Origin of the sequence: Arthrobacter yangruifuii, from assembly GCF_009192775.1 — a bacterium.
Classification (GTDB): Bacteria; Actinomycetota; Actinomycetes; order Actinomycetales; family Micrococcaceae; genus Arthrobacter_B; species Arthrobacter_B yangruifuii.
Window position 1 is genome coordinate 471,214 of the sequence record NZ_VTFX01000004.1, and the last position, 24,459, is coordinate 495,672.

Below are 24,459 nucleotides of genomic sequence, written 5' to 3' on the forward strand. Positions count from 1 at the left end.
GCCGTAGTCAGTGAGTTGCTTCCATCGCCACAGTGACGACATCCAATTCCGAACCAGGATCGTACATCTCGTTAAACATTCCCACTGCATCGGGCAGCAGGAACGACCTGTAGGTTCGTCGCGTCGTGTCCTGGGTTGACACTTCAACAAGTCTGGCAACTTCGAAGTGTTCAGGTTGCGTGCCGTCCATCCCCGAATCGAATTCGAACGCCAGTACTAGATCCAGGTCGGACCATCTGACCACGGGATTCTTCAGCGACAGCCGCATCATGCCTCCGTGCGCTACGAAGACCGCCCACCCTTCGGACATCCATACAACGTTTCCGCTCCCCGCTTTGACAGGGAACTGGATGACATTCCCGGGCCCGATAGAGGCGTGGTCGGACACGGTGAGACTGAAGTCGGCCTGTCGCGAGACGTAGTCCCTGAACGAGTCCTTGATTCCCCAGCTAAGAGACCCAACGGTTTCAGTGTGCTTATGCATAGGGGTCCTTCGGATATGGCTTGTGTGTGGTCGTCATAACTGACCCTGCCGACCCTCCGGGACAGATATTGCTAGTGCCGCTTTGTACCTAGCGTCTAACTAGTGTCGACACCATAGCAGAGGGAGAGCTAAAAATGATTACCTTTGTTTGCTGGATCATACCCCAAGGCGACATTCTGCAGATTCGATTCGAAGAGAACGGGCAGCACCTTCGGGGTCGAATCAGAAGGTGTTTCTCGGCGCTGCGAGGAAACACGGGAAATCTTCACGCTCCCCGGTACGGCGCCTGACATCCGCTCTGGCCATTGCATGTGCTCGAGGCGAAATGATCGGAAGTCCACATATTAGGACAAAGGTCTTGAATATTAGGACACGCGGCGGTTAGGCTGAGCGGAACATCCCCGGGGAGGACGACTATGAGCACACGAGAAAACACGACCGAAACCGATGTCGTCATTGTCGGGGCAGGGCCAGTGGGTATGACTGCAGCAGCTTTACTGGCTGCTCGTGGTATTCGCGTCATAATCCTGGAGCAACGTCTGGGTACCAGTGACGAACCGAAGGCCATCAGCGTCGACGACGAGGCGCTGCGGACGTATCAGCAAGCCGGGATCGTCGACGAAATATGCAGCATCATTGTTCCAGGCACCGGCACCCGCTATTACGACGCTGACAATGAGCCCTTGTTCCAGGCCCGTGCCGGGGTCCCGTATCGCCTTGGCCATCCCTTCAAGAACCCGTTTGCCCAACCCGACCTGGAGCGCATCCTCGCAGCTTTCCTCGACGCCCACGACCTGGTGACAGTCCACTTCGGTACCCGTATGACCGGACTGGATGAAAAAGACGCTCAGGCCTGCGTAACTGCCGAAGCTGACGACGGAACCAAGTACTTCAGCGCCAAGTTCGTCCTCGGTGCAGACGGCGGCCGATCGATCGTTCGCGAACTGAAGTTCGGCAACGCCATGAGTGGCCGCAGCTACCCAAACGTGTGGCTGGTAGCAGACACCCTTGAGGACCCCCACACGGAACGCTATGGAATGCATCATGGGGACCCCAACCGACCCCACGTAATAGTGCCGGGACTCGACGGGCGTTGCCGCTACGAGTTCCTGCTCTTCGAGGGGGAGGGACAGCCTGGCGATATCCCGGACATCGAGCTGATTCGCACCTTGGTCGCCCCCTACCGGGCCATCGAGAAACATCACATTGAACGGTCCGTGAACTACCGCTTCAATGCCGTCAACGCCGACAGGTACAGGGCAGGCAGGTTCTTTGTCCTCGGGGACGCAGCACACATGATGCCGCCGTTCGCCGGCCAGGGACTGAACTCAGGAATTCGGGACAGCGCCAACCTCTGCTGGAAGATCGCCGAAGTCATACAGGGAAAGGCCCCGGACTCGATCTTGGGCACCTATGAGGCCGAGCGCAAACCTCACGCGGCAGCCGTCATTGCACAGTCCATTCGTCTGGGAAGCATCGTCATGACCACCAACCAAAGGGTGGCCCGATACCGCGATGACTTGGTCAGAAGGGCTTTGGGAACCGAAGACGGCAGGGCCTTCCTCGAGGAGATGCGTTACCGCCCAATCGCCCACTTTGGCGGTGAGCTCACCGCGACCGCGGACGCCGGCTACGTCATCGGACAGCCGCTGGTCTATGACACCCGCTCGCGCAGCAGCAACCGTTTGGATGAAGTCGTCGGCACCGGGTGGGTCCTCTACGGGGTAGACATTGATCCCGCTGAGTGGGCGAAAGCAGACGCCCTGGCAGCACGATTCGATGCAACGCGGTGGCACGTCCCCTTCGGTGATACCCAACCACGCACGGATGCTGTGGACGGCGTGCTGATCGATCTCGACGGCGGCCTGTATCGCGAATTTGGTTCGTTCCGAAACAAGTTCGTACTCCAGCGTCCTGACCATTTCACTTCAGCCGTCTTCGCCCCGTCCGACATCGCAGCAGTCCTCAACGCAACCGCCGTCTGGCGAACCGAGGCTCTGACTCTCAACTCCTAACAAGTCCTCAAAGAAGAGAAGGAAGCATCACTATGGACACCCCAGAACGCCTAGCACAGGAAGAAAAAGGCACCGCCGGTTTCCTCAGCGACACCGCCGTGTCCCACATCGGCTTGACTGTCCCCGACATTGATGCCACCGAGAAGTTTTACCTTCGGGTCTTGGGCCTGGTGCGTCAGACCGAATTACCAAACGGTGTTCGTCTGGGCTGGGGACCTCACGGGCACCATGTGGTGGACCTCTTCCAAGGGCCGAAGGGCCTTGCCTACTACGGCTTCGAAGTGCGGGATGAAAACGGCATCGCGGGACTCCGCGGACGCCTCTTCGAAGCCGGAGTTGAGTTCGCCGACATGAACCCCGAGGACATTACCGCTCCGGCAGGCATGCCTGAGGGTATTACCTTTACTGACCCAGACGGCACTCGTGTGCACTTCCATTCACAAGTGCAGCGCCAGGGCGAAACGACGTCGGACTCAGGACGTCGCCCCGTAAAGTTCCAGCACACTACCCTCGGTACGTCCGATGTGGCCCGGATGGTGGATTTCTACACGACGATTGTCGGCTTCCGCATCTCGGACCAGTTGCGGGACGGCAACTTCTGCTGGTTGCGCTCGGACAAGGACCACCACACCCTCGCTGTGGTGTTTACCGGCAAAGGCGGAGACCTCGATCACTACTCCTACGATTTGGCGGAATGGGAAGATTTCAAGGCATGGTGCGACCGCCTCACGGTACTGAATGTCGACGTCGCCTGGGGCCCCGGCCGCCACGGTCCTGGCAACAACCTCTTCGTCTTTTTTAATGACCCGGCCGGCAACCACATCGAGCTCTCCGCGGAAATGGAGAAGTTTTACGACGATCGCGTGAACTATCTGCCTCGCGTCTGGAATCCGATCCCGAACAGCGTCAACCTGTGGGGTGGCCAATTACCACGATGGCGCAAAGTCAGCGAAGGAAACCCCGTCTGAATCCGCTCCCGATAGAACCAGGAAACGCTAGTTATGGCATACGTAAATTACACATACCAAGACAGGGACCACGTCGGTGAGGTCACGGGCAACATCATCACACCCCTCGAGGGAATCACGTCCGTCGGACCCGACACCAGCAAAGAGGTGTTGGACAACGCCATTCGGCTAGAGGCCACCCAGCTAAGCCTCTCGGAAGTCACCCTTCGCGCAGCATCACCGTGCGCAGGCAAGGTCGTGTGCGTCGGTCTGAACTACAAATCCCACGTCGCCGAAACAAACCGGGACTTACCCACCTACCCCGTAATGTTTCCAAAGTTCGCGTCGAGCCTGATCGGCCCCACTGCCGACATTCAACTTCCGCCTGAAGCTACCCAATTTGACTATGAGGGTGAGCTTGCGGTGATCATTGGTCGTGCCGGACGCCGTATCACCGAGGCGAACGCCTTGAAGCATGTGCTGGGCTACGCAGTCTGCAACGACGTGACGGTGCGTAACTACCAGTACAAGACGCACCAATGGATGCAGGGCAAGGCATGGGACAATTCCACGCCTCTGGGGCCCTACATCGTCACCCCCAGCGAGGTGGATCTGGCCACCGCCGGCATCAGCACTGTGCTCAACGGGGAAGTCGTGCAGAAATCTGACCTGTCCTACTTGATCTTCAGTATCCCGAGTTTAATTGCCATAATCTCCGAGTTCACTGAGCTGCAGCCCGGCGATGTGATCCTCACGGGCACCCCCTCCGGCGTCGGCTACCGTCGGGACCCGCAGCTATTCCTCCAAGAAGGCGACATCGTCACGGTGAGCATCGAGGGGGTCGGATCCGTATCAAACAAAGTCGTTGCCGAGTCAGTGTAGTCCCCCTCCAAACGAACTCTCCCAGGTTGCGCCGCAGGCAACGGGCGGACTTCACCGGTCTGGCTGTTTGGTGTCCCTGGCTAGTCCGCTGCATCCTCCCGCTAGGCTGATAAACATGGATGCACCGACAACAAGCAGTGGTTACCGGGACCGCAACAGCACCGCTGACCGGGCCCTGACGATACTTGAGATGTTCAGCGATACCCAGCCGTCCATTTCAGCCCTTGACGTCGCCGACAGCCTGTCCGTTGCCCGCTCTACAGCCTACCGCTACCTCGAATCCTTAGTTTCGCGCGGATACCTGGAAGAGTCGCCTGGTGGAGGATTCCGCTTAGGGATCATGGTTCTGAAACTCGCCCGGGTTGCTCGGAGCGGTTTTGGGCTTTCCGAGGTGGCTCTGCCCAGAATGCGGGAGCTGTGCAGCGAGTTCGGCCAAACCGTTGTACTGACTCGCCGGGCAGGTGCGTCCGTTGTGTGCTTGGAACGTGAACTGCCATCTGGCCAGCTGCTGCGTATCTCCTATGAGCGCGGCAGCCAGCTCCCTCTGACTGCAGGCGCCTCGGCGCTCGTACTCCTGGCGTGGCTGCGTGAATCAGAAGTCCGCGAACTGTTGTCCTTGAATAATCGCCCCCAGTTCACCGAGCGGACCCTCACTGGTGTGGATGAGCTTGTTACGCGGTTGAAGCAAATTCGCGCACTCGGATACAGCATCTCGCACGGAGAGGTCGATCCCGATGCATTGGGTATCGCTTGCCCGCTCTTCGGTCACCGACATGAAGTGGTTGCCGGGCTGAGCATTATCGGGTTGGGGAGCCGGATCAGTGAGCAAGAGCGTGAACAAATGATCGCGGCGCTAAGGGCAGCCGCACGGGACATCGGAGAAACCCTGGCCCTCTCGGCCGGTTAGAGCAAACCCGAATTGCCGCGCCTGTATCTTCTCGTTGGGACGTCTGGGAGACGCTAGTAGTAGTTCAACAATCGGTCGCGGCAACAGGGCCCCGGCCCCGGCCCGCCCTTTCGATGCAGACCGTACCACCGAGGCTGTCCAGCCTCGGCCGACACATTTCACTTCGGCTGCCTCTGGCGAGAACGCTGCGGTTGCACTAGCCTCCCTGCATGAAGGCAGGTTGGGAGCGCGACCATGTTCGGCAAATGGTCGCGGTAATGCTGAGTACGTTCGTTGCTCTCTGGCTGCTCCTCCTGCTGCCGTTCGATGAGCCCTGGAACTGGTTGATGGTGTGCCTTTTCCTTGCGCTTACCGCAGCTTCCCTCAGGATGCTGGCACAGCTCGTCCGCAGGAGGCGCCAGGAGTATTGGCACGAACGGGAAAAGGGATAACTAGATGTCTTTCCAGGCCTACCTCGACGCCATTGAGGACAAAACGGGACTAACACCGCGCCAACTCGTGGAGATAGCCGAAACCAAGGGTTTCAGCGGCGAAGGCGCCAAAGCCGGGGACATCCTCGAATGGCTCAAGACCGACTATGCAATTGGACGCGGACACGGGATGGCCCTCGTCCATGTCATCAGGAATGGCGCCCGGATAGACCAGAAACATGTCGGCACCACGGGAACCCACCGGGACGACGCGGACACCCTCTGGCTCGACGGCAAGGCGACCAAGCCCGCCTGAGCACCGCCGAGCCTTTCGTCAAGCGGAGGCGTGGACCGTCCGGAGGGGAACGAGGCACGCAAGGGTCCGAGTCGCCGAAGGGTCCGGGTTAGGCACCGTCGGGCCGGAGGGTCCGGGTTAGGCGAGGCACCGTCGGGCCGGAGGGTCCGGGTTAGGCGGCTTTAATAATTTCTGCGAGCTCTGCGAGCAAGGGATTTTCGTTGCCGCCGTTCCGGACCCACCACGCACCCACGGTGACGAAACAGGTGAACCTAGAACAAAGCGACCTTCGGCGTCTTCGGGAAGATCCGGTCCAGTTCTTCCAGATCCTTCTCCGACGGCGTCCAGGCCACGGCCTCGGCGTTCTGCCGCACCTGCTCCACCTTCGTGGCACCGGCAATCACGGACGCCACGGACGGCTGCGCGGCCAGCCAGGAGAAGGCCACCTGCACCTCGGTCAGGCCGCGGTCAGCGGCGAACCGGCCGAACTCGGCCAGCTGCTCCAGATCAGCGTTTTCCAGCAGGTTCTTCCGGGAGTGGGTCAGCCGGCTGCCCTCGGGCGCCTTGCCGCTGCTGTACTTGCCGGTGAGCAGCCCGTTGGCCAGCGGGAAGTACGGCAGCACGCCCAGCCCGTAGGCTTCGGCGGCCGGGGTTACCTCCAGCTCGGCCCGGCGGTCCAGCAGGTTGTAGTGGTTCTGGGCGGAGATGAACGGCGTGTAGCCGCCCATCCGGGCCGTGAACTCGGCTTCGGCAATCTGCCATCCGGCACGGTTGGAGTGGCCGATGTAGCGGACCTTGCCGCTGGTCACCAGGTCGTCGAGAGCCGCGAGGGTCTCCTCGATGGGTGTGAGGGGATCCGGGGTGTGGAACTGGTACAGGTCAATCCAGTCCGTATTCAGCCGGCGAAGGGAGGCCTCCGCTGCCTTCACGATGTACCGCCGTGATCCGCGGGCACCGAAATCGGCACCATTGACGCCCTGCATGTCCATCCCGAACTTGGTGGCAAGCACAACGTCATCCCGCCGGGAGCCCAGGGCCCTGCCCAGCATTTCCTCGCTCAGCCCCGGTGTCCGACCGTACGTATCGGCAACGTCAAAAAGCGTAATACCGGCGTCAATAGCGGCGCTGACGACGGCGTCGGTTCCCTCCTGCGATTCGGTGGGAGTTCCCGGACGGCCGAGGTTGTTGCAGCCCAGACCGACGGTGGAGACGGTCAGGCCGGAGTTTCCGAGTCTGTTGTAAGAAGTCATGGAAGCTACGCTATACCCGCCCGGGACGGAGTCCGCGCCCTACTCCGGGAAGATGTCCAGGCCGCTGTTGGGGCTGGGTGCCTTGTCGGTTTCCAGAATGTACTGGATGGGGATGGCCCCGGTGGGCAGAAGGCCGGTGTACACCTGCTCGCTGCGCCGCCGTTCGGCTTCGATGCCCTCTTCCCGCACCGCCGCGGAGAAGGCCTGGACGGCCAGCGGCTCCGTCCCCTGCTGCTCGCTCCAGATGATGTACATCCCGTAGAGGTCGGCCACGGGGGTGGCTTCGTCGTCCAGGTCCCCCACCGTGCATTCAGTCAGGAATCGATGGACGTGAATTTCGGGATTCATACCTACGACCCTATCCCCTGGCACCCCTGACCAGGTACTCCGTATGCGGCTTAGTTACGGGTCCGCTGCAGGTATTCCTCGAACCCCAGCGGCGGGGTCCCGGTGAGCTGCTCGATGTCCGGGCTGACGGGCGCCAGCTGCCCCGCCGCTATCGCCTGATAACTGCTGGTCCAGGCCTCCGCCTGCCACCGGGCGGCACCCGCCTTGATGCGGGAATCCATGGCTTCGCCGTAGGTTTCCTCCAGATAATGCACCGCGGCACCGGCGACCGTGGTCAGGATGCCGGCAACCTGGTCCATGGTCAGTTCAGCCGGACCGGTCAGGGTGTAGGTCTGGTTGCGGTACTGCTCCGGGGAGAGCAATATCTTTGCAGCCGTGCGGGCAACGTCGGTTCGAGCCACCGGTGCAAAGCGGCCCTGCCCCGCGGGGCCACGGATGACGCCGTCGGGCTGAACGAAGGTTGGCAGGACGTCCTGGTAGAGACAGTCGCGCAGGAAGGTGTAGGCCACGCCAGCGGACTTGATGTGCTCCTCCGTGGCGAAATGGTCGCGGGCCAGGGTGAACACCGCATCCGGCGCCGCCCCCATGAAGGAGGTGTACACAATGTGCTCCACCCCGGCCTCCACGGCAGCATCCACGAACGTCTGCTGGTCCTGGACCCGGTGCGGGCTCTCCGCGGCGGACACCATAAACAGCGTGTGCACCCCGCGGAGAGCATTGACCGCCTGGGGACCGTCCAGATAGGACACTGCAAAAACCGGGGTGTCCGGCAGTTCGGGCAGCCGCACGGTATGCCGGGCCAGGAGCCGCTGCCGCACGCCGGCCTCGGCCAGGAGCCGGGCCACCGCACCGCCCACGGCTCCGGTGGCACCCGTAACGGCGAGGGCAGGAACGTTATCCGCCATGGCAAACCCCTTTGACAGTGGTCCGGCCTCCCGAACCGTGGCTATTGGATCTTCGGCACCTGCCCGGTCGGCAGTTCGGAGCCGGGCAGGGGCCGGGCAAAGGGAACCTTTGTGCCCAGAACCTGCGCGACGACGTCGTTCGCAATCTGCCGCGCGGTCAGCCCCACCCGCTCGAGCACCTCGCTCCGGCTGCCGTGGTCCAGGAACTCCACCGGCAGTCCGACTTCGTTGAGGGCCGTATCGACGCCGGCGGCACGCATTTCCTGCCGGATCCTGGAGCCAACGCCTCCGGCGCGGACACCGTCCTCGATAACGATGACGATCCGGTGTTCGGCGGCAATCCGGATAATGGAGCGGGGTACCGGCAGCACCCAGCGCGGATCCACCACGGTGGAGCTGATGCCCTGGTCCCCCAGCCGCCCCGCAACATCCAGGGCAATGTCCGCCATGGCGCCGACGCTGACAATCAGCACGTCATTGCAGCTGTCCCCGGAGGGACGGCGGGCGAGGATGTCCACTCCGTCATCGGTGCGCTCTTCGGCGTCGACGTCCGGGCCCACGGTGCCTTTGGAGAACCGCACCACCGACGGCGCGTCGGAAATAGCCACGGCTTCGCGCAGCTCTTCCTTCAGCCGGGTGGCGTCCCGCGGCGCGGCGAGGTGCAGGCCGGGGACTATCTGCAGCATGGACATGTCCCACATGCCGTGGTGGCTGGCTCCGTCCGGGCCGGTTACCCCTGCGCGGTCCAGGACGATGGTGACGCCGGCCTTGTGCAGGGCCACATCCATTAGCAGCTGGTCAAAGGCCCGGTTCAGGAAGGTGGCGTACAGCGCCACCACCGGATGCAGGCCGCCGAAGGCCATGCCCGCCGCGGAGGTCAGTGCGTGCTGCTCGGCAATGCCGACGTCGAACACCCGGTCGGGGTGCCGCTCAGCGAACCGGTGCAGGCCGACTGGAATGAGCATGGCACCGGTGATCCCGACGATGTCGCTGCGTTCGTCGGCAATCTCGGCGATCTCCGTGGCGAACACGGAGGTCCAGGATTCCTTGCCGCCCGGTTCCACCGGAGCGCCGGTTTCCGGATCGATGATGCCCACGGCGTGGAACTGGTCTGCTTCGTGTGCGCGGGCCGGGGCATAGCCGCGTCCCTTCTCGGTCATGGCATGCACAATGACCGGACCGGCGTAGTTCTTGGCCTTATTCAGGGCGCGTTCGACGGCGTCAATGTCGTGGCCGTCGATGGGGCCCACGTATTTCATGCCAAGGTCTTCGAAGAGGCCCTGCGGAGACCACCAGTCCTTGATGCCCTTTTTGGCCGCGTGCAGGCCGCGGTAGGCGAACCGCCCTGCGGGACCGCCCTGCTGCAGCCGGTTCCGCCACCAGCCGAGGGTGTTCTCGTAGGCGTGATGGGTGCGGACGGCGTCGATGGTCGGACGGAGGGACGCCAGATAGTCGGCCAGGCCGCCGATGGTGGGGGCGTAGGAGCGGCCGTTGTCGTTGACGACAATCACCACCCGGCGCCTCTGGTCGGCGGCAATATTGTTCAGTGCCTCCCAGGCCATACCGCCGGTCAATGCGCCGTCGCCCACCATCACTACGGTGTAGCGGTCCCCTTCGCCGCTGAGCTGGCGGGCACGGGAAATGCCGTCCGCCCAGGAAAGGGAGGACGAGGCGTGCGAGCTTTCCACAATGTCGTGGACCGACTCGGCGCGCGACGGATAGCCGGACATGCCGCCCTGCTGGCGCAGCGTGGCGAAGTCCTGGCGGCCGGTAAGCATCTTGTGCACGTAGGACTGGTGCCCGGTGTCGAAGACGATGCTGTCCCGCGGGGAATCAAAGACGCGGTGGATGCCCATGGTCAGCTCCACCACGCCCAGGTTCGGTCCCAGATGTCCGCCGGTCTGTGCAACGTTCGTGATGAGGAACGAACGGATTTCCTCAGCGAGGCGCTTCAGCTGTGTCAGCGAAAGCCTGCTGAGGTCCCGAGGATCCCGGATTGTTTCCAGAAGTCCCAACAGGGTGCCTCCCTTGAGTCGTATCGGCGGCACTGCACACCGTCGCAATGAATTAACTCTAACGCGCGGCGTGCGCTCCGCGGTTCCTGACTAACGGTTCAGGGCCCCGTTTCCCTCCTCCGCCCTCTGGACGGATCGGGGAAACGGGGCCCTGAACGTGGTGCGTTTACTGCTGCTTAGCTACTTTGCGGAGATCTGGCGCAGTACGTACTGCAGGATGCCGCCGTTGCGGTAGTAGTCGGCTTCGCCCGGAGTGTCGATGCGCAGGACCGCGTCGAACGTGATGGCTTCACCGTTTTCGGGGGTGGCCGTGACCTTGACGGTCTTAGGCGTGGTCCCGTTGTTCAGCTCGGTGACGCCCTCCACCGAGAAGGTCTCCGTACCGGTCAGGCCCAGGGACTCGGCATTGACGCCGGCCGGGTACTGCAGCGGAAGGACGCCCATGCCGATGAGGTTGGAGCGGTGGATACGCTCGTAGCTCTCGGCAACTACTGCCTTGACGCCCAGCAGCGCGGTACCCTTGGCGGCCCAGTCACGCGAGGAGCCGGAGCCGTATTCCTTGCCGGCCAGGACAACCAGCGGGGTGCCGGCAGCCTGGTAGTTCATCGCGGCATCGTAAACGGCAGCCTGCGGTGCGTCGGCCTGGCTGAAGTCACGGGTGAACCCGCCCTCAACGCCGTCGAGCAGCTGGTTCTTGATGCGGATGTTGGCGAAGGTGCCGCGGATCATGACTTCGTGGTTGCCACGGCGCGAGCCGTAGGAGTTGAAGTCCTTGCGGGCCACACCGTGTTCCAGCAGGTACTTGCCTGCCGGGGTGTCGGACTTGAAGGAACCGGCCGGGGAGATGTGGTCGGTGGTGACCGAATCGCCCAGCTTCAGCAGGACGCGTGCGCCCTCGATGTCGGAGACGGGCTCCGGCTCGGCCTTCATGCCCTCGAAGTACGGGGGCTTCCGGACGTACGTGGACTCCGTATCCCACTCGAAGGTTGCGCCTTCGGGGGTGGGCAGGGACTTCCAGCGGTCGTCGCCTTCGAAGATGGTGTCGTAGCTGTTGGTGAACATCTCCTTGTTGATGGAGGCGTCGATGATTTCCTGGACCTCGACCGGGTTCGGCCAGATGTCCTTGAGGAAGACGTCGTTCCCGGCTTCGTCCTGGCCCAGGGGGTCGTTTTCGAAGTCGAAGTCCATGGTCCCGGCCAGGGCGTAGGCCACTACCAGCGGCGGGGAAGCCAGGTAGTTCATCTTCACGTCCGGGTTGATCCGGCCTTCGAAGTTGCGGTTACCGGAGAGAACGGCGGTGACGGCCAGGTCGGCTTCCTGGATGGCCGTGGAGATTTCCTCTTCCAGGGGGCCGGAGTTGCCGATGCAGGTGGCGCAGCCGTAACCGACCACGAAGAAGCCAAGCTTCTCCAGGTACGGAATCAGGCCGGACTTTTCGTAGTAATCGGTGACTACCTTGGAACCCGGAGCGATCGAGGTCTTGACCCACGGCTGGGTGGCAAGGCCCTTGTCGACGGCGTTGCGTGCCAGCACTGCTGCTGCCATCATCACCGACGGGTTGGACGTGTTGGTGCAGGACGTGATCGAAGCGATCGACACGGCACCGTGGTCCAGCTCGAAGCTGCGGCCATCGGCCATGGTGACCGGAACCGAGTTGGTGGAGCGTTCGGCCGGAGCATCGGCCTTCTTCACCAGATCGTGCTCGTGGTCTTCCACCTGGGTGGCATTGGCGTTGAAGGACGGAGCATCCGACGCCGGGAAGGTTTCTTCCAGGGTTTCGTCGACGGTGCCGCTTTCGGCTTCGACGGTCTCGTGGACATAGTTCTTCAGGTCGTTGCGGAACTGCGTCTTGGCGTTGGTCAGCTCCACGCGGTCCTGCGGACGCTTCGGTCCGGCGATCGAGGAGACCACGGTGGACAGGTCCAGCTCGAGGTACTCGGAGTACTTGATCTCCTTGGACGGGTCGTGCCAGAGGCCCTGTTCCTTGGCGTAGGCCTCGACGAGGGCTACGTTCTCCTCGGAGCGGCCGGTCAGGCGCAGGTAGTCCAGGGTCACGTCGTCGATCGGGAAGATCGCCGCGGTGGAACCGAATTCGGGGCTCATGTTGCCGATGGTGGCGCGGTTGGCCAGCGGCACGGCGCCGACGCCTTCACCGTAGAACTCGACGAACTTGCCGACGACACCGTGCTTACGCAGCATTTCCGTGATGGTCAGCACAACGTCGGTGGCGGTGGCGCCGGCGGGGATCTCGCCGGTGAGCTTGAAGCCGACAACGCGCGGGATCAGCATGGAGACGGGCTGGCCAAGCATGGCAGCTTCGGCTTCGATGCCGCCAACGCCCCAGCCAAGCACGCCCAGGCCGTTGACCATGGTGGTGTGGGAGTCGGTGCCGACGCAGGTGTCCGGGTAGGCACGCAGGACGCCGTCGACTTCGCGGGTCATGACGGTGCGGGCCAGGTACTCAATGTTGACCTGGTGGACAATGCCCATTCCCGGGGGAACAACCTTGAAGTCGTCAAAAGCCGTCTGGCCCCAGCGCAGGAACTGGTACCGCTCGCCGTTGCGCTGGTACTCAATCTCCATGTTCCGCTCGAGGGCGCCGGAGTTGCCGAAGGCGTCAATCTGCACGGAGTGGTCAATGACCATTTCGGCAGGTGCCAGCGGGTTGACCCGCTTGGGATCGCCGCCGAGCTCGGCCACGGCCTCGCGCATGGTCGCCAGGTCCACAATGCAGGGGACGCCGGTGAAGTCCTGCATGATCACCCGGGCGGGGGTGAACTGGATTTCGGTGCTGGGCTCTGCTTCTGCATCCCACTGCGCCAGGGCACGTACGTGGTCCGCAGTGATGTTTGCACCGTCTTCGGTGCGCAGCAGGTTCTCCAGCAGGACCTTGAGGCTGAACGGAAGGCTCTGGGCGCCTTCGACGGAATTCAGCCGGAAAATTTCATACTCGGACCCTTTGACGTTCAAGACGCCTTTGGATCCGAAGCTGTCCACATTAGTCATAACAGGACTCCTCTCGCCACCTTGTTATCTTTGTCCAGCTCACTACTGCCCGCCAGTTAGGTTTCCCTAACAGCGACACAAAAGGACCGGCTAAGGAAACCGGTGGTTCATTTCCCTGCCGAACGGCCCCCTGCCTGGGCAATGACCGCGCGAAAGCGCGAAACTCCCCCGGGAATCCCCCAATAAAGGCGCAGGACTGGACAACTGTCTTCCATCCTAGCCTTTACAGGGGCGCCCGCAGGAGATATGGGCCACGACGCGTCGTGACGGAGCCCGCAGGCCGCCTTCCGGCGTCCTGCGGGGCGGTTTCCTAGCGCTTGCGCAGCACCGCGAAGGACTCCATGTGATGGGTGTGCGGGTAGAGGTCGAACACGCGCAGGCTGTCCAGGTCCCAGCCCGCACTGCGGAAATAGCCCAGATCGCGGGAGAACGACGCCGGGTCGCAGGACACGTAGCCGACCACCCGGGGCGCGGCGGCGTCGATCTGCTGCACCACCGTTTTCCCGGCACCGGCGCGCGGCGGGTCCAGCAGGACGACGTCGAGGTCCGCGGCATCCCGGAGCATTTTGTCCACGCGGCCCTGGCTGATGGTGACCTGGGGTGCGGCGAAGAGGTTCTTGCGGGCGTCGCGGCTGGCTCCGGGGGATCCTTCCACGGAGAGCACCCGCCCGGATTCCCCGGCTGCTTCGGCCAGCGGTGCGGTGAACAGCCCGGCGCCGGCGTACAGGTCCGCCACGGATTCCCCGGACTGCACGTCCAGCGCCTCCAGCACCGCGGAGGCAAGGGTCTGCGGCGCGGTCCGGTGGATCTGCCAGAACCCGGCGCCGGTGACCCGGTAGTCATGGCCCAGGACTGTTTCCTGCACCCAGGTCCTGCCCTTGAGGCGGGTGAGTTCATGGCTTTCCGGATCCCAGGCGGCCGCGGAAACGCCGTCGGGCAGGCTCTGCGCAATCCTGGCAGGGATCCGCGGGTGGGTTCCCGGTGCGGGGATCAGCAGGACCAGCGGCTGGCCGCCTGCCGCCGGGGCGGCGACCTCTACCCGGTCCATGCCGGTGTAGTCCGCTTCCCACAGCCGCAGGCCGTTGACCGCCCCGGTGGCCAGCGGCATGGCTTCGACCGGAATCAGCTCATCGGAGCGGTGGGCATGCATGGCCAGCCGCCCGCTGGGGGCCACCGAGAAACTGACCCGGGTACGCCAGGCCAGCCCGTCGGCGCTTTCTTCCCGGGCCGGCTCAACCTCGGGCATCAGCTCTGTGCCGCCCAGCCGGCGCAGCTGCTCGGCGAAGATTTCCGCCTTCAGCCGGCGCTGGACGCCGAGTTCGATGTGTCCGAACTCGGCGCCGCCCACGGGCAGCTTTCCCCGGGCTGCGGCGCGCAGGGCATCGGCTTCCTTCCAGAAATGTTCGCGGCGCCCGGGAGCAGGCTCCAGGACCTCGACGACGTCGGCCCGCCAGAACTTGGCGTCCTCGCCGGATTCGGTCAGCCGGACCCGGACCCGCTCCCCCGGCAGGGCATGCCGGACAAAGATGACGCGTCCTTCGTGCCGGGCAACAAAATGGCCGCCGTGGGCCGGGGCACCGATGGTGAGTTCAAGTGACATGGGGGAGTTCTACTTCTTTCAAAAGGCCTAAAAGTCCATCTCACCACGGGAGCCGCGTGCGGTGCTATTTGGTCCGCCGACGGGACTAAGCTGGCGTTGATTGTTTTTTCATGTGCGGACCACCGGCCTGACGGCCCGGCGCCACCGTGCAGCCGCCCCTGAAGGCGGGGCAGTCACCCAGAGAACCAAACCGAAACCGAGGTAGGGCAGTTGGCCCATTACGTGATCATGGGGTGCGGGCGCGTAGGCGTCAGCCTTGCCCATACCCTGGACAATGCCGGCCATTCCGTCGCCATCATCGACCAGGACGAGCGGGCGTTCCGGCGGCTGCGGCAGTCCTTCACCGGCCGCAGGGTGACCGGCGTCGGTTTTGACCGCGAGACCCTGAAGGCTGCGGGAATCGAAGAGGCCTACGCGTTCGCCGCCGTCTCCAGCGGCGACAACTCAAATATCCTGGCTACCCGCGTTGCCCGGGAGACCTTCCATGTGGGGCATGTGGTTGCGCGCATCTACGATCCGGGACGTGCCGAGATCTATCAGCGCCTTGGCATCCCCACGGTCGCCGCCGTCAGGTGGAGCGCGGACCAGGTGCTCCGCCGGATCCTGCCGGAGCAAAGCATCAACGGCGACTTCCGGGAATCCTCCGGAAGGCTGATCCTGGGCGAGCTCGCCCTGCACGAAGGCTGGCTGGGACGGTCGCTGGGCAGCATCGAAACGGCCGCCGGTGTCCGGATTGCCTACGTCACGCGCTTCGGGGAAGGAATCCTGCCCCGGCCGGACAGCAGCTACCAGGAGGGGGATGTCCTGCACGCGATGATGTCCGTGGAGCGGACCGCCGAAATCAGCAGGATCCTGTCCAAGGAACCAGTCAAGGAGTCGCTGTGAAAGTTGTGATTGCCGGCGCCGGCAGCGTGGGCTCGTCCATTGCCAAGGAGCTGCTGTCCCACGGCCATGAGGTGCTGCTGGTTGATGAAAAGCCCGAGTGCGTGGGACGCAGCGACCTGCGCGGGGCGCAGTGGCTGATTGGAGATGCCTGCGAGCTGACCACGCTGAAGGATGCGCGGCTGGAGGAGGCCGACGTCGTGGTTTCGGCCACAGGCGATGACAAGGTCAACCTGGTGGTGTCGCTGCTGGCCAAGAGCGAGTTCGGGGTGGCGCGGACGGTGGGCCGGGTGAATAACCCGAAGAACGACTGGATGTTCGACGATTCATGGGGCGTGGACGTCGCCGTGAACACTCCACGGCTGATGACCGCACTGGTGGAGGAGGCCGTCGAAATCGGAGACCTGGTCCGCCTGCTGAGCCTGCAGACCGGAGTGTCCTCCCTGGTGGAGTTCACCGTGCCCTCCGATTCGCACCTGACGGGCCGGACGCTTGGGTCGATCGACTGGCCGCTGGACGCCACCGTCGTCGCAATCCTGCGGGACGACGCACCCATTACGCCGAGCAACGACGACGTCATCGAGCCGGGCGATGAACTGTTCTTCATCACCACCATTGCGGCCGAAGACGAGCTGCGGGCAGTCCTGTCCCCCGCCGCGGCCAGGGCCGCCGCACAGGCGGCCCCGGAGCCGTCCGCTGCTCAGTCCCCGGCCACGGAGGTGGACGCGGACCCGCCGGCCGTTTCGGGAACGATGGCCGACGGCCGGGAAACCACCCAGGCCAGCCAGAGCCCCAGCGCGTAAAGGGGCACACCCATGGCCAGGCGCATGGTCCCCAGTGCGGCGACGTTGTCGGCCAGGAAGAGCGGGAGCTGGACTGCCAGGCGCAGCGCAAAGACGGCCACAATAATCCAGCTGGCCCAGATGTAGGCTTTCAGCCGCACGGGCCGGCTCCTCCAGTCCAGGTTCTCGCCGCGGATGGCACCGAACAGCAGACCAGCCACCGGCCATTTCACGGCGATGGAAATGAGGAACGCCAGGATGTAGGCGCCGTTCAGATAGAACCCGGGCACGAAGTACGTGGCTCCGTCGCCGCTGCGCAGCGCGACGAACGCGCAGATGGCTACGCCGGCCACGCCGGTCAGGGACTGCATCAGCGGGCGCCGCTGGATCAGGTTGGCCACCGAGAACACCGCGGCCGCAGCCACGGCCGCGCCCAGCGACACGTTCAGCTCGGCACCCACGGTATAGAGCAGGGTGAAGAGAAGCCCGGGAACAATGGCTTCGGCCAGTCCCCGGACTCCGCCAACGGACTTCAGGACGTCAATCTGCCCGTCCTCCCGGCGCTCCACGCCGGCCCGGGAGGCATATTGGCCGGCGAGTGAGTTCAGGTCCGGCCGGGCTTCGTCCGGCTGTTCGGGGGTGCTCATGACTCGTCCTCCGGGCGTCCAATGATTTCGTAGCGTGGATTGAAGATGGTGGGGCGGCCGTCCACGGCGGACACCATGCCCTCGAACGCCAGCCAGGTTCCTGCCTCGATCCCCGGGACCCGGCGCTGGCCCACCCAGACCAGGCGGACCTTGGCCCGTCCCGCCGGCGGGATTTCCCGGTATTCGGCCATCGCGTCCTCAACCACCGCCGTAAAACGCGGCGGATCGTTGGCCGGAACCACGGTGACGGCCGAAACATAACCGCGGCAGTACGCCCGGCCGCGCTCGGGCAGGGAACCGATGCTCACGCAATGTGCGGAAGCGGTAAGTGCTGACACCGATTAGCCGATCGTCGTGATTTCCGGGCCGCGCTCGGGCGCGGCAGGCTTGGCTGCATCCTTGTCGGGGCGCGGCAGCGGGGAGGCATCCCGGGGCAGGCGCAGCTGCAGCAGGTCGCGCGGCGGAAGGGGCTGCTCGCCCCGGACGACGACGACGTTGCGGAAGACTTCCTCGAGGGGCCCGGCGGCGTCGGGGTTCATGGCGGCCGGGCCGCCGAAGACGCCGCGGAGGAACCAGCGCGGACCGTCGACGCCGACGAACCGGGCCACGCGGTATCCCTTGGAGCCGTCCTGGGCCAGCGCCGGCACCTTAGCCAGCAGTTCGGTGCCGAAGGTGCCCGAAAGTTCATCCACCGTGCCGCCCTGCGAGGCCACCGATTTGCCGATCTGTTCCCGGATATCGTCCCAAAGGGTCTCGGACCGCGGGGCGGCGAAGGCCTGCAGCTGCAGGCTGGACCCGTCCAGATCCAGCGTCACGGCAACCACGCGCTGGGTCTTTTCCTCGACTTCCAGCCGGAGCTGCAGCCCCTGGGAAGCGGCGATCCGCAGTGCTCCCAGGTCAACGTAGCCTTCCTCGGAGGAACGCTCGCTGACATCGTAGGGCCCGCCGGCGGCCGCGGCCTGCCCGGAGCCGCTGCCCGTGCCTGCTGTGTCCTCCGCCTCCGCGGGTGCGTTCTCCGCAGCCGCGTCGGCTCCGGCCGTTTCTTCTGCCATGGTTTTCCTACGGCGCCCAAATGCCATAACCGACGTTCCTTCTCTCGTGTGTCTGTTTGTTCTTAGTATGGCCGCCGCATTGTCCGCTGCCGCCCGGAACCGGAAAACGAATCAGGCCGGAACGGCGGTGAAGCCTCCGGTGGACCCGAATCCGCCGGCTCCCCGAACGGAGTCCGGGAGCTCGTCCACCGGAACGAATTCGGCGGTTTCCACCCGCTGGATCACCAGCTGGGCAATCCTGTCGCCGCGCCGCAGGGTGACCGGCTGCGTCGTATCCGTGTTGATCAGCGTGACCGAAATTTCCCCGCGGTAGCCGGCGTCCACGGTACCGGGTGCGTTGACGATGCTGATGCCGTGCTTGGCAGCGAGTCCGGAGCGCGGATGGACAAAGGCAGCGTAGCCGAACGGGAGGGCCAGGCTGACACCGGTGGGAATGAGCCGCCGTTCCCCGGGGGCGAGGGTGAAGTCGATCCGCGAGCGAAGGTCGGCTCCGGCGTCGCCGGGCTGCGCATACGACGGCGGTTCCAGCCCGCCGTCGAGCATTTTCAGCTGTACCTTCAGCGTGGTTCCTGCACCTTGCACCAGTTTCTCCGGTTTCCATAGATTTCAAACGTCTGCGGGCCCCGCCGGATGCACGGGGTGGAAATGCTTCCCTGCGGGAAGCCGCCCGGGTCCGGCCCGCCGGGCCAACCCCCACACTTTAGCGCGTTTTCCTGTACACCTGCCGGGCAGCGCGCGCCGGCACGGCCCGGGATGAAATGCCCCGCCAAAGGTGAAAAGCTGGGGGTATGTCATCCCCTTCCCCCAAGAGCCCTGCCCCCAAGGGCTCCGCCAGCACAGTGCTGTACTCCGAACGCCTTACGCCGTCCTTCGGGATCTGGTTCGTTGCGGCCCTCCTGGCCGCCGCCTGCATCCTTGTGTTTGTCCCCATCAGCCTGACAGCGGGCATCACCGGCGCCGTTGTTGCCGCGGTCATCTTTGCCGTCCTGCTGATTCTGTCCACCCCGCAGATCCGGGTCACCCCCGACAGCCTGCAGGTGGGGCGCGCGCAGATTGAACGCCGCTTCATCGGCCAGGTGGAGGCCTTCCGCGGCGACGATGCCACCATGCAGCGCGGCCCCGCACTGAACGCCACCGCCTACATGTGCATCCGCGGGTGGATCTCACCGGTGGTCCGCATTGAAATCACGGATCCGGCGGACCGCACCCCCTACTGGCTGACCTCCACGCGGCACCCCGAGAAGCTTGTCGAAGCGCTGACCCAGGGACGCTGAGCTAGCCTTCGCAGTCCACGCAGTACGCCAATCCGTCCTTTTCCAGGGCTATCTGGGAGCGGTGCCGGACCAGGAAGCAGGACGCGCAGGTGAACTCATCCGCCTGCGCCGGAAGTACCCGCACCAGCAGCTCTTCGCCGGAAAGATCCGCTCCGGGCAGTTCAAAGGCATCTGCGGCCTCGGCTTCATCCTCGTCCACCACGGCAGACTGCGGATCGGTACGCCTGGTCTTGAGCTCCGCTATCGGCTCGGAGCCGGTGTCTTCCTCGGTTTTGCGGGGGGCGTCATAATCTGTCGCCATAGTGTCTTATCTCGCCGTCCGGTTGAGTGGTGTTCGCTGCTGCCTTGAGCCCCGGACCGGACCGGGTGTCCGGTCCGCGTCGGGAACTCGCAGATATCAACGCCACGGTTACCTGTTTTGTGCCCGTAACGCAGAGATTTTTGCCTACCTTCGGCCAAAAAGCGAACCGGCACCAGCCCGGCGCCCCGGCCGGGGTGCCGGAGCAGCGTACCGCGGCCCCTTCCATCTGCGCCACACCCGGGCAAAGCGTAGGTTTTCGCCGCCGGGGATGGCATTGTTTCAAGAAGGAATTGCTATCGGGTGGAGGACTTTTTGATGCAGGATCTACGGCTGGTGGGTGTCCAGGAAGGTGGCGAACATCTGCTGTTAAGCGGCAAGGGCGGGGAAACCTTCCGTCTCCGGATTGATGAGGCCCTCCGGGTGGCGGCATCACGCCCGCACCGCTCCGCACCGCAGGCCGCTCCCTCGGCAGGCACCACCATGAGCCCCCGGGACATCCAGGCACGCATCCGTTCCGGTGCCAGTGCCGAAGAGGTTGCCAAGCTGTCAGGCCTCGACCTGACCCACATCCACCGCTACGAGGGTCCGGTCCTCGCGGAACGGGAATACGTTGCGCAGCAGGCCCGCAGCGTGGAAGTCGCTGCCCCGATGTCCGCCACCCATGACGGCTACCGCAGTGCCTTCGGCGAGAATCCGGTGAATCTCGGGGACATGGTGCTTCACCGCCTGCGTTCCTTCGGGGTGGATCCTGAATCCGTCGAGTGGGATGCCTGGCGCCGCCCGGACGGCACCTGGGAAGTGGTGGCACGCTTCGAGCTCACCGAGAAGTCCTCCGGCGCCGCCATCGGCGAGGAACCGCCGGCCCGCTGGATCTTCAGCCCGCTGCGCAAGAGCGTCACCAACACCAACCGCTGGGCGCAGGTCCTCAGTGAACTCGAGCCGCTGGACACGCCCGTACCCACCCGCCGTCTGGCCGCCGTCGCGGACCGCGTCTTCGATATAGAGGCGGAAGGCAGCCCTGCCTCGGACGACACCGACAACATCCTCGAAGTCCTGAAGTCGCGCCGCGGCCAGCGTCTGGGCAGCGATGAAGAGGGCGACGACGCGCTTGCGGCCCTGCTCACCAAGGGCAGCATCCCCGCAGCGCACCCCCGCGAGGACAGCTCCGGGGACGAGGACAGCAGCAGCCGGAGCCCCCGGACCGGCAGGCTGACGCTGGCACCGTCGGTCGAGCCTGCGGACTCCGACGATCCGGTTGATCCCGTCGCCCTTCCCGGCAGTGTGTCGCAGACCCGGGAAATCAGCGTCCTCGCCCGTCCCTTCCGCCGGCGCGCAGCCCGCGCCGAAGAGGCAGCCCGCACCGAAGAGGCCGCAGCGGAGGGCGCCGGCGAAGACACAACCGCCCCCTCGGACCCGACGGACGGCACCGTCCCGGAGGAATCACCGGCAGAAGTTACCGAACCGTCCGGGCGGAAGAACGCCGGCCGGGATTTCCCGTGGGACCGTCTGCCCAGCGGCGGCAAAGGTCAATCGGAGGACCCGGAGGCTGAGAAGACCGAGGGCAAGGACGGCGCCGCCCCGGAACGGCGCGTCAAGCCGAAGCGTTCCTCGGTCCCGTCCTGGGACGAGATCGTCTTCGGAACCAAGGGAGACTAATCCCGGCCGGCCTCCGGCCGGGATTGCACTGAGCACAGCGACGCCGACTGTCCGTCTTCTTCGAGCGCGGCAGCCTGCTGCGCGGTTACGCGGCGCATGTAGTGCCGGCGGCACAGCGTTTCATAGCCGATGACCGGTCCGGCTACGGCCGGGGTCCCGGACGCCGCACCCGATGCCTCGGCAGGCAGGAGGCCGCCGGCGTCGAACAGCGGCTGATCGTCAAACAGCGGCTCATCCTCGAATAAGGGCCGCTCCTCGAACAGGGGCTCATCCTTCGCTCCGGCCCGCTCCTTCTCCGCGGCGGCGGGTGCCGGGGTGCGGGACTCGACGTCGCCCACCACCACCTGGTCCCCCTCCGTCACCATCACGCCGTCAACAGTGCGCGCGTTGTGCGTGGCGCGCCGCCCGCACCAGCACAGGGCACGGACCTGGAGCACTTCCATCCGGTCCGCGAGTTCGACGAGCCGCTGGGACCCCGGGAAGAGCCGGGTCCTGAAGTCGGAGGTGATGCCGAACGCAAAAACGTCAATATCCATCTCGTCCACAATGCAGGCGAGCTGCTCCACCTGCCGGGCACTGTAGAACTGCGCCTCGTCACAGATGACGTAGTCCACGTTGTGTCCGGCTTCCCGGCAGCGCAGCACTTCGGCCCAGAAATCGGTATCGTCGCGCACTTCGACGGCCGGAGTCTGCAGGCCGAGCCTGCTGGAGATCATGGACTCCCCCGCCCGGTCATTGCGGCTAAACAGGATGCCGCCGCGGCCGCGGGCGCTGTGGTTGTAATCCATCTGGAGCGCGAGCGTGGACTTGCCGCAGTCCATGGTGCCTGAGAAAAAGACCAGTTCCGCCATGGCTACTTTCCGCCCTGCGCCGTGGAGGACTTGGCTTTGCGTGTCTCGGGCTTTGCGAGGACCAGGAGGGGAACCTCGCATTCCGCTTTGGTGAGGGAGCCGTGCTGGCCGGTGACCTCCATTGCCGAGGCAGATGCCCGGCGTCCGTCGAACAGCGCAATCGGCTCACGCGCGGCGACCATCAGGTCCCCGATGCGGGGCAGAACGGCGGCATCCACCTCGGGGCCGAAGTACCCGGCACGCACTGCTTCTTCCCGTGTGAACACCCAGGCCCGGGTGCCGTAGGCTTCCTGCCAGGCGGCCCTGAGGCGGTCCCGGGCATCATCGCCTGCGTCCGGTTCCAGGTACAGGTGGACCATGCGCGGCTCCCCCGCCGTATGCCGGACACCGTCCACCAGTTCCGGCCGGGTGCTGAAATCAAACCGCTGCGTCACCGGAACGTCCACCATGCCGTGGTCGGCGGTCAGGAGCACCAGGGTACCGGAGGGGACCCTGGCAACCAGCCGCTTCAGGGCGCTGTCGAGCTCTTCCAGTTCGCTGCCCCATTCAGCGGAAGCCGCACCGTACCGGTGGCCGGCCTTGTCCAGCTCGTTCCAGTAGAGGTACATCAGCATGCGGTCCGCGCCGGCCAGGGCCTCGACCGCCGCGGAAACACGGGCATGGACCCCGGAGGCCGCCAGGAACGTGCCGCCCCGCAGCGCGGCACGGGTCAGCGGGGAATCGGCGAAGCGGGGCAGGCTGACCGTGGCCACGGGAAGGTGCTCAGCGGCCTTTTCCAGGACAGTGGGATAGGGCTGCCACTGCAGCGGATCAACTCCGGGATCCCAGGATCCGAGCATGTTCACCACTTTGTCCTGGCGCGGATCCAGCACGTCGTATCCCACCAGCCCGTGCCGGCCGGGAGGAAGTCCCGTGCCGAGGGACGCCAGCGAGGCCACGGTGGTGGTGGGGAAGGAAGCGCTGAGGCTGCGGGCGGCCGGGAGGAAGCCCTTCAGGAACGGTGCATGCCCGCCCCGCTTTCGAAGCAGCGACAGGCCCAGCCCGTCCACCATGACCACAACAACGCGGCGGGCAGCTGGAAGGGACAACGTGTTGTCATAGCCCGGAACGCCCAGCACAGCTGCTGCGCTGGACAGCACGTCGGCTACGGAACCGGATCCGTAGGCAGGTGCTGCGGGCAGGGGGTCAGGGGCGGCCGGAATGGATGCCACGGTGCTAGCGCTGCGGGTGGGCGCGGTTGAAGCGTCCCCCAATGCCGGGCATGCGCTGGCGCGTGTCGCCGCCGTCGAGCGGGCGGGAAACGGCAGTGGTGTCCGTGTTGACCTTGCGCAGGGCGCGCGCGAAGGCCTTGGCGTTCTGGACTGCCTGGGCGCCGTCCGCTTCGGCACTGACGCGGAGCACAATGTCCTCCTGCGCGATGGTGCCGGTGTAGCCGTGGTCGGCATCGCACTGCGGGTCTGCGCAGCCGGCCGGACCCATGTCCAGGCGCTGGCCTCCCGACCAGGCGATGGCGAGGGTCATTTCCCGCACCGGGTCCGACGGTTTGTAGTTCTGCGGCTGGGCGTACATGTAGCCCAGCACCACGGAGCGGATCTGCGTCACCGGTACGGATTCGGTGGAGACCTGCGCCATCATCTGCTCACCGGCTTCGTCCAGCTGCTGGTCATCCACGTGGGTGATCACCAGCATGTCTTCGGTCAGCACCAGAACCGTAATGTGGCGGTGCACCTCGGTGCGCTCAAAGTGCGTTTCGAGGTGGATCAGATGGGAGAGCGGTTCGCGGCCGTCCAGCGCGTCGTGAACCACATCGGCCAGGAGTGTCGGGTAAAAGCCCGCCCGCTCCATGGATGCGTCAAGGCTGCGGCGTTCAGCGGAAAGTAACGGCGACATGCTTCCAGTTTCCCCCAGACCGCCCCTTCCTGCCTAAATGGCGCGCGGGTGGTGGAAAAG

Annotated in this window: 25 protein-coding genes; 10 read left to right on the top strand and 15 right to left on the bottom strand. The window is 64.8% G+C overall.

Features of this window, described 5'->3' with window-relative positions:
- Positions 1-7: 7 nt before the first annotated feature.
- Positions 8-484 (bottom strand): HtaA domain-containing protein, encoded by a 477-nt coding sequence (locus tag GD627_RS10170; protein ID WP_152272387.1) that lies wholly within the window; start codon positions 482-484, stop codon positions 8-10.
- A gap of 416 nt (positions 485-900) precedes the next feature.
- Between GD627_RS10170 and GD627_RS10175 the strand changes: the two genes are divergently transcribed.
- From GD627_RS10175 to GD627_RS10200, 6 genes are all read left to right on the top strand, one after another.
- On the top strand, positions 901-2,499 hold the full coding sequence (locus tag GD627_RS10175; RefSeq protein ID WP_152272388.1) for an FAD-dependent monooxygenase: 1,599 nt from the start codon (positions 901-903) through the stop codon (positions 2,497-2,499).
- A gap of 32 nt (positions 2,500-2,531) precedes the next feature.
- A complete protein-coding gene (locus GD627_RS10180; RefSeq protein ID WP_152272389.1) occupies positions 2,532-3,467 on the top strand; it encodes a VOC family protein in 936 nt (311 codons plus the stop codon).
- Positions 3,468-3,500: 33 nt separating this feature from the next.
- The gene (locus GD627_RS10185) at positions 3,501-4,328 is read left to right on the top strand and encodes a fumarylacetoacetate hydrolase family protein (protein WP_152272390.1); all 828 of its coding nucleotides are present in this window, start codon (positions 3,501-3,503) and stop codon (positions 4,326-4,328) included.
- Between the two features lie 115 nt (positions 4,329-4,443).
- The gene (locus GD627_RS10190) at positions 4,444-5,235 is read left to right on the top strand and encodes an IclR family transcriptional regulator (RefSeq protein WP_152272391.1); all 792 of its coding nucleotides are present in this window, start codon (positions 4,444-4,446) and stop codon (positions 5,233-5,235) included.
- A gap of 209 nt (positions 5,236-5,444) precedes the next feature.
- Entirely contained in the window at positions 5,445-5,666 is a 222-nt protein-coding gene (locus GD627_RS10195; RefSeq protein ID WP_152272392.1) for a hypothetical protein, read from the top strand.
- 4 nt (positions 5,667-5,670) lie between these two features.
- A complete protein-coding gene (locus GD627_RS10200) occupies positions 5,671-5,961 on the top strand; it encodes a DUF4287 domain-containing protein (RefSeq protein ID WP_152272393.1) in 291 nt (96 codons plus the stop codon).
- A gap of 251 nt (positions 5,962-6,212) precedes the next feature.
- On the opposite strand, the gene GD627_RS10205 is transcribed toward GD627_RS10200, so the two are convergent.
- The 6 genes from GD627_RS10205 to GD627_RS10230 form a co-directional block, all read right to left on the bottom strand.
- Positions 6,213-7,190: an aldo/keto reductase gene (locus GD627_RS10205; protein WP_152272394.1), complete on the bottom strand. Its 978-nt coding sequence runs from the start codon at positions 7,188-7,190 to the stop codon at positions 6,213-6,215.
- 39 nt (positions 7,191-7,229) lie between these two features.
- Positions 7,230-7,538, bottom strand: coding sequence for a hypothetical protein (locus GD627_RS10210; RefSeq protein ID WP_152272395.1), 309 nt, complete (start codon positions 7,536-7,538; stop codon positions 7,230-7,232).
- Positions 7,539-7,588: 50 nt separating this feature from the next.
- Positions 7,589-8,443, bottom strand: coding sequence for an SDR family oxidoreductase (locus GD627_RS10215; RefSeq protein ID WP_152272396.1), 855 nt, complete (start codon positions 8,441-8,443; stop codon positions 7,589-7,591).
- A 41-nt stretch (positions 8,444-8,484) separates the two neighbouring features.
- Entirely contained in the window at positions 8,485-10,458 is a 1,974-nt protein-coding gene (gene dxs, locus GD627_RS10220) for a 1-deoxy-D-xylulose-5-phosphate synthase (RefSeq protein WP_152272397.1), read from the bottom strand.
- Positions 10,459-10,638: 180 nt separating this feature from the next.
- Complete coding sequence (locus GD627_RS10225) at positions 10,639-13,464, bottom strand: aconitate hydratase (RefSeq protein WP_152272398.1); 2,826 nt, start codon at positions 13,462-13,464, stop codon at positions 10,639-10,641.
- A 310-nt stretch (positions 13,465-13,774) separates the two neighbouring features.
- A complete protein-coding gene (locus tag GD627_RS10230; protein WP_152272399.1) occupies positions 13,775-15,064 on the bottom strand; it encodes a class I SAM-dependent RNA methyltransferase in 1,290 nt (429 codons plus the stop codon).
- 210 nt (positions 15,065-15,274) lie between these two features.
- Between GD627_RS10230 and GD627_RS10235 the strand changes: the two genes are divergently transcribed.
- Positions 15,275-15,949, top strand: coding sequence for a potassium channel family protein (locus tag GD627_RS10235; RefSeq protein WP_146362336.1), 675 nt, complete (start codon positions 15,275-15,277; stop codon positions 15,947-15,949).
- Positions 15,946-16,749 carry a potassium channel family protein gene (locus GD627_RS10240; protein ID WP_152272400.1) on the top strand — a complete coding sequence of 268 codons (804 nt, stop codon included), beginning with the start codon at positions 15,946-15,948 and terminating at the stop codon, positions 16,747-16,749. Before GD627_RS10235 ends, GD627_RS10240 begins: the two co-directional genes overlap by 4 nt.
- On the opposite strand, the gene GD627_RS10245 is transcribed toward GD627_RS10240, so the two are convergent.
- From GD627_RS10245 to dut, 4 genes are all read right to left on the bottom strand, one after another.
- On the bottom strand, positions 16,647-17,375 hold the full coding sequence (locus GD627_RS10245; protein ID WP_152272401.1) for a DUF3159 domain-containing protein: 729 nt from the start codon (positions 17,373-17,375) through the stop codon (positions 16,647-16,649). The genes GD627_RS10240 and GD627_RS10245 overlap by 103 nt on opposite strands.
- The gene (locus GD627_RS10250; RefSeq protein WP_152272402.1) at positions 17,372-17,683 is read right to left on the bottom strand and encodes a single stranded DNA-binding domain-containing protein; all 312 of its coding nucleotides are present in this window, start codon (positions 17,681-17,683) and stop codon (positions 17,372-17,374) included. The genes GD627_RS10245 and GD627_RS10250 overlap by 4 nt, the downstream gene beginning before the upstream one ends.
- Positions 17,684-17,716: 33 nt before the next feature.
- On the bottom strand, positions 17,717-18,454 hold the full coding sequence (locus tag GD627_RS10255; RefSeq protein WP_152272403.1) for a DUF3710 domain-containing protein: 738 nt from the start codon (positions 18,452-18,454) through the stop codon (positions 17,717-17,719).
- Between the two features lie 84 nt (positions 18,455-18,538).
- Positions 18,539-19,012, bottom strand: coding sequence for a dUTP diphosphatase (gene dut / locus GD627_RS10260; protein ID WP_246165443.1), 474 nt, complete (start codon positions 19,010-19,012; stop codon positions 18,539-18,541).
- A gap of 203 nt (positions 19,013-19,215) precedes the next feature.
- On the opposite strand from dut, the gene GD627_RS10265 reads away from it, so the two are divergent.
- A complete protein-coding gene (locus GD627_RS10265) occupies positions 19,216-19,701 on the top strand; it encodes a DUF3093 domain-containing protein (RefSeq protein ID WP_152272404.1) in 486 nt (161 codons plus the stop codon).
- Position 19,702: 1 nt separating this feature from the next.
- Here GD627_RS10265 and GD627_RS10270 read toward each other — a convergent pair whose 3' ends face one another.
- Positions 19,703-20,002: a DUF4193 domain-containing protein gene (locus GD627_RS10270; protein WP_146362342.1), complete on the bottom strand. Its 300-nt coding sequence runs from the start codon at positions 20,000-20,002 to the stop codon at positions 19,703-19,705.
- A 315-nt stretch (positions 20,003-20,317) separates the two neighbouring features.
- On the opposite strand from GD627_RS10270, the gene sepH reads away from it, so the two are divergent.
- Entirely contained in the window at positions 20,318-21,658 is a 1,341-nt protein-coding gene (gene sepH / locus GD627_RS10275) for a septation protein SepH (RefSeq protein WP_152272405.1), read from the top strand.
- Here the strand turns inward: sepH and GD627_RS10280 are convergent.
- Genes GD627_RS10280 through GD627_RS10290 form a run of 3 tightly spaced genes read right to left on the bottom strand, consistent with a single transcriptional unit; the run spans position 21,655 to position 24,399 of the window.
- On the bottom strand, positions 21,655-22,509 hold the full coding sequence (locus GD627_RS10280) for a thymidine kinase (protein WP_152272406.1): 855 nt from the start codon (positions 22,507-22,509) through the stop codon (positions 21,655-21,657). The genes sepH and GD627_RS10280 overlap by 4 nt on opposite strands.
- A gap of 2 nt (positions 22,510-22,511) precedes the next feature.
- Entirely contained in the window at positions 22,512-23,720 is a 1,209-nt protein-coding gene (locus GD627_RS10285) for an alkaline phosphatase family protein (protein WP_246165424.1), read from the bottom strand.
- Between the two features lie 4 nt (positions 23,721-23,724).
- Positions 23,725-24,399 carry a DUF5998 family protein gene (locus tag GD627_RS10290; protein ID WP_146362345.1) on the bottom strand — a complete coding sequence of 225 codons (675 nt, stop codon included), beginning with the start codon at positions 24,397-24,399 and terminating at the stop codon, positions 23,725-23,727.
- Positions 24,400-24,459 lie beyond the last annotated feature (60 nt).